Here is a 13144-nt window from a genome sequence, read left to right as displayed (position 1 = left end):
TTTCTCCAAAAGTATTACAGGTCAGATACATTAATCCATTGTTTCTGTTCTATTGACAGGTCAACTGCTTCAAGGACTTGTTGGCATTTCACCCCATCCTCAAAGTTAGGGACAGGTTGCCTATCTTCACGAAAAGCATCCATTAATTCAACAAAGGCATGGGTAAAAGTATGCTCATAGCCAATTGCATGTCCAGCTGGCCACCAAGCTTCCGAATACGCATGTGCAGAATCAGTCGCTAGCACTCGTCGAAATCCTTGGACACCTTCTGCGTCATCTTCAAAATAAACTTGCAGTTCATTCATTCGTTCAAAATCAAAAATAACACTTCCTTTACTACCGTTGATTTCAAATGAATTCGTACTACGATGCCCTGTTGCCAAACGAGTTGCTTCAAAGCTACCAAGTGCTCCGTTTGCAAATTTCGCTAAAAATAATGTTGCATCATCTACCGTAACTGGCCCTTTATCAGTGCCTTTTCCACTTGTTGCTGATAACCCATCCATCTCTGTAGGAAGTGGTCTTTCTTTAATAAATGTCTCATTCATACCAATTACTTCTGATATGTCACCAATCAAATAGTGGGCCATATCTATAAGATGTGCGCCTATATCGCCGTGGGCACCCGAGCCAGCAATCTCTTTTTGAAGCCTCCATACGAGTGGGAAGTCTGGATCTGTAATCCAATCTTGTAAAAACCATGCCCGGTAATGGTAGATTCCCCCTAAACGACCTTCTTCAATTAACTTTTTTGCAAGTATGACAGCCGGCGTAAAACGATAATTAAAGCCAACCATATGCTTTACACCCGCTTTTTCAGCAGCCAGCAGCATTTCACGAGAATCCTTTAATGTAAAAGCTAATGGCTTTTCACAATAAAGATGTTTGCCTGCTTTGGCGGCTTCAATCGCAATTTCTTTATGTACATTACTTGGTGCATTTATGTCGATTAAATCAATATCATCCCGTTTCAAAAGGTCTTTCCACTCAGTTGTATATTCTTCCCAACCGAATTGCTTAGCTGCCTTGGAGACAGCCTCTTCATTTCTTCCACAGATAACTTTCATCTGAGGCTGAATGCTTTTCGGAAAAAACATTGGCAATGCCCGGTAAGCGTTGCTGTGTGCTTTCCCCATAAATTTATAGCCTATCATCCCGATATTAATCGATTTCATCATGCCATCTCCCTTTTAATAGTTAAGTTGATGCCATTTTACTTGACCAACAGATAGACAAAAAAATTGTGACATATGAGCTAGAAATTCATATGTCACAACTACTTCATTCCTTACACCCACCACATATCCGCAGGCTGATCTTTAATTAATACTGCTTTTAAATTCGTAACTGCACGTGAAAATCCTTCGTCTACCGACATCTAATGGATCTTCATGCTCCATGCTGACCACATAATCATAGCCATTTGTGCGTAGTTACATTATACTTAATCCTTTATTTAATACCACTAAATGTAATCCCTTGAATAAATGTTTTTTGTAAAAAGAAAAATAAAATAATAATTGGCAATGTCATCATCGTAGATACTGCCATCATAAGTCCCCACTCAGTACCTTTCTGACTTTGAAATTGCTGCAGTCCTAGCGATAACGTATATTGCATATCGTTTGTTAAGTAAATTAATGGCCCCATAAAATCTGTCCAACTAGCCATAAATTGGAATAGCCCAACAGCTAAAACTGCCGGTTTCGCTAATGGTAGCATAATCTGCCAATATATACGGAACTCACTAGCTCCATCGATTTTTGCAGCGTCTCTTAGAGTATCAGGGAGCCCCCTAAAAAATTGACGCAATAAGAATATAGAGAAAGGAACTCCAAAGAATGCTGGTATAATTAATGGTAATGATGTTCCTACCCATCCAATCTTATTGAATAGCAAAAATAACGGAATCATTGTAACTTGAGCTGGAATCATCATTACTGCAATCGTAATAATAAACATAGAATTCCGGCCTCGCCATTCTAATTTTGCAAAACTGTATGCTACTAGAGGGCAAGAAATAATAACACCAATTGTACTGAATACTGTAATTAATACTGTGTTTTTTAAATAAGTAAAAAACGGTATATACTCTGTTGCTTCGACATAGTTTTCCCAATTAAATGGCCTAGGAATCCATTCAGGTGGAAATGTGAAAACTTGTGTTATGTCCTTTAATGAAGTGGAAAGCATCCATAAAAATGGAATAAGGAAAAAAGCTGATGCCACAATTAAACATGCTTGTGCCACTATCACTTGAAGCCTCTTTTTTATTTTCGGTTCCATATACACTTTCCTCCTTATTTATCTTGGTAATGTACCCAGCGTTTTGAAGATGCAAATATTATAGCTGTCAAGATCATAATTATCAGGAAAAGGATCCAAGCCATTGCGGAAGCATATCCCATTTTAAAATACTTAAAAGCATTATCATATAAATACATGACATAAAACGTCAATGAATTAGCTGGGGTGCCTTGTCCTTGAGTCAATGTATAAGGTAATGTAAATTGTTGAAAAGCAGCTATAACTCCCATAACCAAGTTAAAAAAAATAACTGGCGTTAATAATGGTAATGTAATATGAAATGTTTTTTGGAACCAATTAGCCCCATCAACTTCTGCAGCTTCATAAAAATCCTCTGGAATATCACTTAATCCGGCAAGGTAGATTATTACTGGTTGTCCTATTCCCCAAAGTGACATCAAGATCAATGATGGTTTTGACCAAGTTACACTCCCAAGCCAACTAGGACCACTAATACCAACCGCACCTAAGATATCATTTACTAATCCAAAACCAGGGTTTAAGAGCCACATCCATAGTACTGCCAGAGCTACGTGTGGAACAAGAGTTGGTAAAAAGAATATTGTGCGATAAATCCCCATCCCTTTTACTTTCATATTCAAGGCCATCGCCAAAGCTACACCAAAAATTATGCTTAACGGCACAAAATAGACTGCAAAATAGATTGTATTATATATTGATTTCCAAAATAACTGATCATTGAATAATTCCTTATAATTATTCAATCCAATAAATTTCCCTGGTTGCAATATACTATAATCTGTAAAACTAAAATAAATTGATGCAATTAACGGGTAGGCATAAAACAATATCAAACCTATCAGCCAGGGTGAAGCAAAGAGCAATCCCGCTGTTGTTGATCCTTTTAAAAGCTTCCGATTCTTTTTTTTGTGTGTTTTCAAACTAGTACCTCCTTATGTTGAATGACGAACTACTTGATATTTTTAATTTTCTTCACTTTACTTATCTAATGCTTTACTAACTTTTTCATTTACTTTATTCAAGTTCTCCTCAGGAGTCCCAATACCTCTGATTGAATTTTCTACAGCTGTTGCTAACTCGTTCCAATAAAGAGAGCCTTCCGTCATTACTGGCCGACTATTTGATTCAGGTAGAATATCAATGAATTGTTTAAAGATAGGATCTTCTTTATAGCCAATTTCTTCGTTAACAGAATCAATTACGGAAAAGCTTGTGTAGACTTCATTGTAAATCTTCTGTGCTTCTTCACCACCAAAGAATTCCAAAAACCTCCAGGCGGCTTCTTTGTTTTTTACTCCCTTTGGCATAACGACCGACCAACCACCAGACCAAGTTGCATGATCTGTACCGGATGGTGTAGGTATTGGAAACACTCCATAATTTAAATCGGGTTTAAACTTCTCGATATTCGCAACTCCAAAATTACCATCAATTTTCATGCTGATTTGCTCTGTAAGAAACGGATCCAGTGCTCCTGCCCCCTGTGAATCAGTAAATCCGGAAATATCTTCAACATTATATTTTTGCGCAAAATCTGTTATCCACTGCAAAGCTTCAACGTTCTTTGGATCATTAGCTGTTAGTGTATTTGTTTCTTCATCATAAAAGCTTCCTCCGAAAGACCAACCCCAACCATAAAACCACCCTTGACTATACCAAGGAATAAAACCAATTCTTTCAAACCGTTTACCATTTTTAATCGTAAGCTTTTCTGCAGCAAGTTCTAGTTCTTTTATAGTTTTTGGAGGATTTTCTGGATCTAACCCTGCATCTTCAAAATGATCTTTATTATAATAGACTAACCTAGCGTCAGTAGTTGTTGGTATTCCATACAATTTCCCATCATAGCTAGCTTCTTCCCATGCAAATGGATAGTATCTATCCTTTGTAATTCCTGCTTCTTCAGCCAGAACAGTCAAATCTTCGAGCGATCCTTGTGATGCCCAAGAATTAATTTCAAACCTATCAAAATAAGCTACATCGGGAGGATTTCCTCCAGCTATTGCTGTAAGAAGTTTTTCATTTTGACCTTCTCCTTGATTTGCTATATATACAGCATCGACGTTTATAGTGGAATGTTGCTTTTCAAACTCTTCAATAACAGCAGCTATTGCATCACCAGATTCACTACCATATGGGTGCCAAAAAGTAATGGTATCTTTTTTCCCACTATTATCATCCTCTGGACTTGAAGAGCAGCCAACCAAAACCACAGAAATGATTATGGCAAACACAATACTTGTTATCTTAAATTTACTTTTCACGTTCAACATTTTAAATGCTCCTTTCTATTCTAATTTATTCGCTTAAATTATTTAATTATTATAAATATTCAAACCCTATATCAACTAATGATATTTTTTTATAATAAAAGACAAGGAGGAGCCTCCTTGTCTTTTATTATGTTATTTTCCTAGTGCATCTTTTACCTTCTTATTAACGTCTTCTAAGTTTTTTTCAGGAGATCCAATGTTACGCGTTGAATTTTCAACAGCCTTAGCCAATTCATTCCAATAAAGTGTCCCTTGAGTCATTACCGGGCGGCTATTAGATTCAGGTAAGATATTAATGAATTCTTTAAATATCGGATCTTCTGCATAACCAAGATCTATATTTACAGATTCAATCACTGAAAAGTCCCTACTAATTTCACTAAAAGCTTTCTGTCCTTCTTCTTCACCGAAGTACTTAATGAACTCCCATGCTGCATCTTTTTCTTTCGCACCTTTAGGCATCACAACAGACCAACCACCAGACCACGTTTTATGGTCAGTTCCAGATGGAGTAGGTATAGGGAATACTCCGTAATTCAAATCAGGTTTGAACTTCTCAATAGCTGAAACTCCCCAGTTACCATCAACTTTCATACTAAGCTGGCCAGTAAGGAAAGGATCCATAGCCCCTTCACCTTGCGAATCCGTAAATCCAGCTATTTCTTCTACATTATATTTTTTCGCATAGTCAGTCATCCACTGAAGTGCCTCTATATTCTTTGGATCGTTCGCTGTTATATTGGTGGTTGATGGATCATAAAATTCGCCACCGAAAGCCCATCCCCAACCATAGAACCAACCTTGCCCATACCAAGGAATAAAACCAATTCTCTTAATCTTTTTACCATCTTTAATCATTAGTTTTTGAGCTGCATCTTCTAGTTCAGCTATTGTTGCAGGCGGATTTTCCGGATCTAAACCAACTTCAGCAAATTGATCTTTATTATAAAAAACTAACCTCGCATCAGTCGTTGTTGGTATACCATATAGTTTTCCTTCATAAGAAGCTTCTTCCCATGTATAAGGATAATATTTATCTTTAGTAATGCCATCTTTTTCAGCAAACGCTGATAAATCTTCAAGGGATTCCTGCGCAGCCCAAGATGCTATTTCAAATCTATCGAAATAAGCTACATCTGGTGGATTCCCCCCGGCAATTGATGTTAATAATTTTTCATTCTGCCCCTCACCTTGATTTGCTATATACACAGCGTCCACCTTAATCTTTGGGTTTGCTTCTTCAAATAGTTCAATAACTTTTCCCACTGCATCTCCAGTTTGAGCGTTCATGGAATGCCAAAATGTAATAGTAGTTACCCCATCCTCGCTGGAACCTTCTTTTTTATCTGATGAACATCCAGCGATAGTTGCTAACATAGCTACTATCAATACAAAGCTTGTTATTAAGAACTTTCTTTTTTTCCTCATCCCAATAAATCCCCCTTTGATTTGCCTTCTTCCAAAAACTGAAAACAAAAATCCACCCCCTACTTCTTAATGTTTCTTGTATATGAAAACAAAATACGAAAGGGATTTGTAATATTTTGTTTTAATATAATCATATAAAATCAAAAAGCAAAGTTTAAGTTACTTCCAGGAAAAACATCTACTTTACAATGAAAAACAACTATTCATTTCGTTCCAACACCAAAATGAAATCGTTTACATAAAAATTGATAAAATAATTTAACTTGCCGATCTCTTATTTCGGATTAGAATCTAGATTACTCTGATGAAAATCCATTATTTCGATTCTATTGTTAAATAAACTTTATAAAATATCGAGAAAGCCAATAAAGCAAGTAATGATCCCATAAATAATGGAATTATGAATGTTAGATAATTAAAGCTAACATATACAATTAGGCCCGAAACTATTCCCAAACCAAGGCTTAAAAGAGGACTTCCAATTGTAATGAACAAAGAATTTTTTAGTGATTTGAATAACTTCGATTCAAAATGAACGGTAGTAGACATAAAATGAAGCGTAAAAGCAAGTAAGAATATAAACAAAAAGATAAAAAGATATTTGAACGATTCGCTAACCTGTACGGTGAAATAATAATAATCAACTGCAAATATTAACCACATTCCTCCTATTATTATGCCGCCCGTCATACTCCTTATATAATTCTCTTTATAATATTTCAAAAAAGAACGAGTAATGGGGATATCTCTCTCATTCATAAGCCACTTTCTTACTACAGCAAACATCCCAATGGTTGCTGGAAAAAAAAGAAATGGGAATACAGCAAAAATAACTAAACAAATTGCGATGATTTCATTTGTATTCTTCACTATTAGTAAGTTGATAAGTAAGAATACTATCGGGATGTTAAATATAAACCATAAAAGGTTAACAATTAAATACCGTATTATCCACTCCGAAGCATTATATAACGTTCCCATAGAACCATTGGAGTCCAATTGGCATTCACCCTTTCTTGATTTTTCCGATAACTTCCTTGACGAGTTTACTGAACAACCGTGAGGTACTGAAATTGATCTACTAATTCTAATTACACCTGATTCATAGTCTCCTAAAATAAACATAGTCTTTTCAAGCAAAACCTAAACAAGATTAATACTGAATCTTAGTAAATACCTTCAAAATGGTATCGATTACAATTTCCTCTCAACCGAAATATCTAATTTATTTGATTTAATAGAATTATTCTTATTTTCATTTTACATGATAGAATAACATTGTCAATACTCTTTGTTGACAAACAATGGAATTCCATCAGTAGCGCGCCCCTAAGTGCCGAAGCATTGTTGAGTAGGTTCATGAATTCAACCTATATAGTATCCTTTTCAGGCGTCACAAGAGCATATCTTTCCCATTTTCTACTTTTCCATCGGAAGTACATGATGATGGCGCGTATCCATTCATCAACCGCAATCGCCAACCAGATACCGACGAGGCCCAAATCTAATTGGAACACTAGCAAGTAACCTAACGGCAAACTTACCGCTACCATAGAAAAAGCCCCAATGAGTACCGGATACTTTGCATCTCCAGCCGCACGTAACGAAGAGATGATCACAATATTTAGCGTCCGTCCTGTCTCGAGCAAAAAACTTAATAATAAAACAGATGCCCCTATTTCAATAATCTCTTTATTGTCCGTAAACAGTCCTAGTAATGGATAGCGGAAGATCATAACAAGTACAACCATGCAAATCGTGAATAATAGTGCCCATTTCACACTGAACCACACGCTCGTATAGGCATCCTCTTTTTGATTTCCACCAACAAACCGACCAACGATAATCGCAGTTCCCATCCCTATTGCAATTGCGAATAAATACGTAAACATCGATATATTCACCGCATACTGCCTAGCCGCTAACGATTCCGTCCCTAAATAGGTCACGTAATACAAAAACACAATTTGGCACCCTTGATACATGATTTGTTCAAACGCAGATGGAATACCAATCTGCAATATTTTCCTAATGTATTCTTTTGACAATGTGATGTAGTAACGAAACTCTACACGATATTCCATCACGCGATAGAGCAACCAAAAGAATACAATCAGCGCAAGTAAACGACTGACAACGGAAGAAATCGCTGCACCTTGCACGCCCAATTCTGGAAAACCAAAGTTCCCGAAAATCAGCAAATAGTTACCTACTACGTGAAAAATGTTCATGCCTAATGAAACATACATCGTTTGTTTCGTAAAGCCATGCACGCGAATAATGGCCGACAATGAATTGATGATCGCTTGAAGGAAGATAGCTCCCCCAACAATGATTATATACTTAGATGCATGGTCGAGCACGTCACCTTGTAAATTCATTGCCACCATTATATTTTTTGAAAATACAATGAACATGCCACTCATCAGGAGGCCCATGATTAGATTCAATGTTACGGCTAATGCTGAAATTTTGGATGCTTCCCTATATCTTTTCGAACCGAGATATTGTGATACGACAATCGCCGCTCCGTTCCCAACAACCTCAAGGATAAGTATGGCAATGTGAACATATTGATTTGCCGCACCAACACCTGACACCGCATCATCTGACAATGCACTTAACATGAATGTATCTGCAATACCCATTAACATAAAAAGAAAAACTTCTAAAAAAATCGGCCACGTCAACTGAAATAAATTCAGCTTGTCGCCGATACCTTTTTTAGCCGTGATTGCTGCCATAATAGCACCTTCTTTTCTTTATGCATTTTCTAAAGAATATATCTCATCATAGAACTCGAATGAGGACTATAAGAAATATACCTGAGGCATTCTCATTTTTCCGTAATAAAATAATCCTCTATTGACCAGTTAGTTATTTCCAATACAAGTAATTCTCTTTACTTTGTTCCATAAATGATACGGTTGAGAATAGGAAAAAAACTCCGCTATGCAAGGGTACAACATCAATAATTTAAAAATAGTAGGAGCGAAGAATGGTGGATAAAAAGAACAGTAGCTCATTATAAGCGAACGAGGCCTTATCTATGGTAGGGAGAGGGTATCAATCTGAAACGTGTGATTAACCGATATGATGATACTAAACTAACAACCTCTGAAAAAATTTTAGCCGTATATAAAAAACACCACTGATCAGCTGCGGTATTGTCAATAATATATACTTGTTAATCATCTGTTGTCTGTATAAGTTTCGAAGTGTGCTTCGAATAACTCATTCAATCTACTTACTCCGAATTTCTTAATTTATTATTCTTTTGCTGGATTATTGAATCCCGTGCCCGTTACTTACACAATTCAAAGAGCTCCAATTGTGTAAGTACCTCTGGTCAAGCCCCCTATTTTCGGACAGTCTATAATTGTTCGTTAAATTGCTTCGATATTTTCATCCATAAATGAAATCGGCATCAAATAACCCAGCCGTTTTTGGCTACGTTCACTGTTAAAGTAGTTGATGAACTGGTAAATCCCCCATCACCTGTTCGGCCGAATCGACAGGGAATAAATGCGGAAATTCTGTCTTGAGATGAGAGAAAAACCTCTCAACAACAGCGTTGTAACGACAGTTCGCCTTCCGTGACATACTTGAGACGAAGCCAAGTTTCTTCGATAATTGGTGATGATTGAAAGAACGATAGACACTTCCTTGATCGGAATGGATAATGATGTTTTTCAAATCAGCTAAACCTCTAGCTTCAATCGCCGCATTAAGTGTATCTTCGAACAGTATTAGATTTGGGCTATCACTGATAACGAAGGCAATGATTTCACGGTTGTATAGATCCAATATGGCTGAGAAATAGAACTTCACATGATTAACGACAGGGTCAGACATATCCGTTACCCACTTAAGATTCGGTAGCGTGGCGTCAAAATGACGCTCAAGAAGATTTGAAGGTATGAAGCCCGGGCATTTGATTTTTTCCACTTTTTCAGATTTCACAGCCCGAATTTTAGATTTAGTATTCATTTCCTTCATCAGTCTTGAGAAACGCTTATGGTTAACAATGTTCTTTTTGTACCTAGTCCTCCAGCTATTCGCTTCGCACCATAAGTACCACCACTCTTGTCGTAGAGGTCTTGAATCATCTTTACATCTTTAAGTTCTCGGCTCGAAATGGGTTTTACCAGACGATTAAAGTAGTCATAATACCCACTCCTTACTACGTCTAGCACCTTACATAAAATCATAAACGTATATTCCCTTCTTAAGGCAGATATGACTTCATATTGTTTACTTAATCGTTCTCCTTAAAAAGGGCCTAGAAATTTTTCAGAATTTCTATCTCCAATTGTTGGTCTTGACATTGCTTTTCAACAGCCCATAAACGTTTCAGTTCGGCCTTTAGTTCAGGGACATCCCCAACAATCAATAGGTGTAACGGTTTTATATTTGGAGAATCACATGGTTTAATCCAGATGTTAATCGATCCTAAGGAAACACCTAATTCTGTAGCTACTTCTTTTTTTCGCCTTTTATTTTCTAGCACTTACTTTACCGCATAGAGTTTCTGTTCAGTATTACTTTGACCTTGAGGTTTTTTAAAAAAAGATTCATAAAAATTCTCCACTTCGGACAGTCTAGTTAGTTAGGTAAGTATATAAAATGTCTATTATAGGGGGGCTGTTCACTAGCACTGGGATAATAGGCTCCTAACAGGGGTAGCCGAAGCATCATTCAATTCAACATATATAGTAAGTGCGTTAATTATTACTGAGATCGTAAACCCATTAATAAATGGTCATAAAAATACATGCTGTATTACTTATGCCCACCACACATCCGTAGGCTGATCCTCTATTAATACTGACTTCAAGTTCTTCACTGCGCGTAAAAAACCTTCATCAATCGACATTAATGGATCCTCATGTTCAATACTCACAACATAATCATAGCCATATGTGCGTAAAGCACTCATCATATCTGACCATTCTTGGATACTATGCCCACAACCGACAGAACGGAATGTCCATGAACGTGTTTTCACATCCCCGTATGGCTGCATATCTGTTAAGCCATACATGTTCACATTCCCCCTGTCAATAAATGTATCTTTGGCATGAAAATGATGAATTGCATTTTCATTACCTAAGATCTTAATCGCTGCGACCGGATCTATCCCCTGCCACCATAAATGACTCGGATCCAAGTTTGCACCAATAGCAGGAGAAGTTAATTCTCTTAACTTTAACATTGTGTGTGGTGTATGAACTAAAAATCCACCATGTAGTTCTAGACCAATCAAAACATTACTTTCCTCTGCAAGTTGTCCGATTTCTTTCCAATAGGGAACCAGTTTTTCTTCCCATTGCCATGTTACTATATCACTATATTCTGTTGGCCATGGGGTTACAGGCCAATTTGGATATTTTGCTTCTTCATGGTCACCAGGTGTTCCTGAAAATGCATTAACAACAGGTACATCTAGTAAATTTGCAAGTTTTATTGTCTTTCTTAGTGTATCATCAGAAGACTTTGCAAACTCTACTTCCGGAGAAATTGGATTACCATGGCAACTAAATGCGCTAATCGTTAAACCACGTGAATGAACTTGATCAAGATAGTCTTTTCTTTTTTCCTCACTTGCAAGTAGTTCATCCAAATTACAATGGGCATTCCCAGGATATCCCCCTGTACCAATCTCTACTGCTTGCAATCCAGCTGATTGGACATGATCTAGCATTTCTTCGAATGTCTTCTCTGAAAATAGCACTGTAAATATGCCTAGTTTCATAATTACTTTCCCTCCAATTTCTAGTTGTAATTTCAAGTCCACTTAACTGTAAATAAAATCACGAAATACTGTAAACGATTACATTTATAATATTAGTAATTTAGTAATGCGGTTATTTATCAATATAGTGTTTAATCTCCTATTTCATCTAGCATTCATAAAAAACAGATTGCTTCCATCCGTTTACGTTAAGATACAAGCAATCTGTTTTCCATTTGAGTTCTTTGACAATTGGTCTAAACAGTAGGGCCAACTTAAAATTCAGGAATATGAATTTCTACTTCTTTCCCTATTTCTGAAGACCTGAATATACCATCGAGGATTGCCTGGTTGTATAGGATTTCTTCACCTGGAATTGGTGCAGGTTTATCTTCTTTTAATGCAACAACAAAATCACGAATTTTCGCATCGAAAATATTGATGTCATGTGATTGTACAGGAATCGCTGTTTCTGTATGATGGCCATCTATATCATGGAACATATTAATTGATCCAAGTCCTCCATCCCACACCCCACTCCATGGCCCACTGCCAGCCGGCGTTAACTTTAACCCTGCATCTTTCCCTAGGAAAATTGTTGGTCCAAGTGTATCCATATGCATTGCCCAAGATATTTTAAAGTTAAGAATTATCCCACCTTCTAAACGAATCATGGCAACACCAAAATCTTCTACCTCAAACTTATCTGCTTGCGGATGATACATAGGATTTGTTCCAAAATGATTTGATGTATAGGCAGAGACTGTTAATGGTTTCGGATGACCTAATGCATTTAGTGCTAAATCAAGAGAATAAGTTCCAATATCAGCCATAGCTCCTACACCTGCCAATGCTTTATTGATAAACGTACCACCTGGCATGCCACGGCGACGGCCACCCCCTACTTCTACATAGTAGACATCTCCAAGTTTCCCCGACTTAACAATATTTGTTACTGTTTGCATGTTTGGATCATATCGGGGTTGAAAACCAACAGTGAGCATTTTCCCAGTCTTTTTCGCTACTTGAACCATTTCTATTCCTTGATCAAGGGTAACTGATAAAGGCTTTTCAACAAGTACATTTTTCCCCGCATGTAATGCATCAATACTTGTCATATGATGAGCAAAATTTGGTGTACAAATACTAACGCCATCTATATCCATATCGAGCATTTGTTTATGGTCTTCAAATGCCTGAGCACTCACGATTTCTAATTCATTAATGAATTCCTGTGCTTTTCCTGGTACAACATCTGCTACTCCGACAATCTGAACATCATCCATATCTAGATAAGCCTTCGCATGACTAACTGCAATTCCACCACTACCAATAATTCCGATTTTAATAACTTTAGTCATCAGTTACTCCTCCAATACACTTTATAATTCTTATCCTAAATACGTTGAATGAAAGATTC

12 protein-coding genes and 1 pseudogene are annotated in these 13144 nt (G+C 36.9%); all 13 read right to left on the bottom strand.

Translation table 11 applies throughout. From position 1 onward, the window contains the following. Positions 1-14 precede the first annotated feature (14 nt). The gene (locus tag AZE41_RS09900; protein ID WP_067208702.1) at positions 15-1175 is read right to left on the bottom strand and encodes a Gfo/Idh/MocA family protein; all 1161 of its coding nucleotides are present in this window, start codon (positions 1173-1175) and stop codon (positions 15-17) included. A gap of 113 nt (positions 1176-1288) precedes the next feature. Beyond that, positions 1289-1433: pseudogene (locus AZE41_RS22145) on the bottom strand (sugar phosphate isomerase/epimerase); the annotation flags it as partial. 19 nt (positions 1434-1452) lie between these two features. Then, entirely contained in the window at positions 1453-2286 is an 834-nt protein-coding gene (locus tag AZE41_RS09895) for a carbohydrate ABC transporter permease (RefSeq protein WP_067208699.1), read from the bottom strand. Positions 2287-2300: 14 nt separating this feature from the next. After that, the gene (locus AZE41_RS09890; protein ID WP_067208696.1) at positions 2301-3209 is read right to left on the bottom strand and encodes a carbohydrate ABC transporter permease; all 909 of its coding nucleotides are present in this window, start codon (positions 3207-3209) and stop codon (positions 2301-2303) included. A gap of 57 nt (positions 3210-3266) precedes the next feature. Further along, a complete protein-coding gene (locus AZE41_RS09885; RefSeq protein ID WP_156476008.1) occupies positions 3267-4562 on the bottom strand; it encodes an ABC transporter substrate-binding protein in 1296 nt (431 codons plus the stop codon). Positions 4563-4694: 132 nt separating this feature from the next. Beyond that, the gene (locus AZE41_RS09880; RefSeq protein ID WP_231885801.1) at positions 4695-6038 is read right to left on the bottom strand and encodes an ABC transporter substrate-binding protein; all 1344 of its coding nucleotides are present in this window, start codon (positions 6036-6038) and stop codon (positions 4695-4697) included. A 267-nt stretch (positions 6039-6305) separates the two neighbouring features. Continuing rightward, positions 6306-6971 carry a YesL family protein gene (locus tag AZE41_RS23660; RefSeq protein ID WP_418064812.1) on the bottom strand — a complete coding sequence of 222 codons (666 nt, stop codon included), beginning with the start codon at positions 6969-6971 and terminating at the stop codon, positions 6306-6308. Positions 6972-7360: 389 nt separating this feature from the next. After that, the gene (locus AZE41_RS09870; protein WP_067208691.1) at positions 7361-8734 is read right to left on the bottom strand and encodes an MATE family efflux transporter; all 1374 of its coding nucleotides are present in this window, start codon (positions 8732-8734) and stop codon (positions 7361-7363) included. 718 nt (positions 8735-9452) lie between these two features. Continuing rightward, positions 9453-9980, bottom strand: coding sequence for a DDE-type integrase/transposase/recombinase (locus AZE41_RS09865; RefSeq protein WP_197485389.1), 528 nt, complete (start codon positions 9978-9980; stop codon positions 9453-9455). 8 nt (positions 9981-9988) lie between these two features. Next, complete coding sequence (locus AZE41_RS09860; RefSeq protein WP_067208685.1) at positions 9989-10201, bottom strand: hypothetical protein; 213 nt, start codon at positions 10199-10201, stop codon at positions 9989-9991. A 71-nt stretch (positions 10202-10272) separates the two neighbouring features. Beyond that, complete coding sequence (locus AZE41_RS09855) at positions 10273-10500, bottom strand: hypothetical protein (RefSeq protein ID WP_067208682.1); 228 nt, start codon at positions 10498-10500, stop codon at positions 10273-10275. Between the two features lie 276 nt (positions 10501-10776). Then, positions 10777-11745 (bottom strand): sugar phosphate isomerase/epimerase family protein, encoded by a 969-nt coding sequence (locus tag AZE41_RS09850; RefSeq protein WP_067208680.1) that lies wholly within the window; start codon positions 11743-11745, stop codon positions 10777-10779. 254 nt (positions 11746-11999) lie between these two features. Then, a complete protein-coding gene (locus AZE41_RS09845) occupies positions 12000-13085 on the bottom strand; it encodes a Gfo/Idh/MocA family protein (RefSeq protein ID WP_067208678.1) in 1086 nt (361 codons plus the stop codon). Positions 13086-13144: the final 59 nt, after the last annotated feature.

The organism is Sporosarcina psychrophila (assembly GCF_001590685.1).
Taxonomy (GTDB): domain Bacteria; phylum Bacillota; class Bacilli; order Bacillales_A; family Planococcaceae; genus Sporosarcina; species Sporosarcina psychrophila.
The sequence above is the reverse complement of the archived record's forward strand: the minus strand, read 5'-3'. Positions and strand labels throughout refer to the sequence as shown.

Coding starts and splice junctions, on each gene's coding strand:
- AZE41_RS09900 (WP_067208702.1), bottom strand. CDS start 1,175: ATGAAATCGATTAATATCGGGATGATAGGCTATAAATTTATGGGGAAA.
- AZE41_RS09850 (WP_067208680.1), bottom strand. CDS start 11,745: ATGAAACTAGGCATATTTACAGTGCTATTTTCAGAGAAGACATTCGAA.
- AZE41_RS09845 (WP_067208678.1), bottom strand. CDS start 13,085: ATGACTAAAGTTATTAAAATCGGAATTATTGGTAGTGGTGGAATTGCA.
- AZE41_RS09860 (WP_067208685.1), bottom strand. CDS start 10,201: ATGATTTTATGTAAGGTGCTAGACGTAGTAAGGAGTGGGTATTATGAC.
- AZE41_RS09865 (WP_197485389.1), bottom strand. CDS start 9,980: ATGAATACTAAATCTAAAATTCGGGCTGTGAAATCTGAAAAAGTGGAA.
- AZE41_RS09885 (WP_156476008.1), bottom strand. CDS start 4,562: ATGTTGAACGTGAAAAGTAAATTTAAGATAACAAGTATTGTGTTTGCC.
- AZE41_RS09870 (WP_067208691.1), bottom strand. CDS start 8,734: ATGGCAGCAATCACGGCTAAAAAAGGTATCGGCGACAAGCTGAATTTA.
- AZE41_RS09895 (WP_067208699.1), bottom strand. CDS start 2,286: ATGGAACCGAAAATAAAAAAGAGGCTTCAAGTGATAGTGGCACAAGCA.
- AZE41_RS23660 (WP_418064812.1), bottom strand. CDS start 6,971: ATGGGAACGTTATATAATGCTTCGGAGTGGATAATACGGTATTTAATT.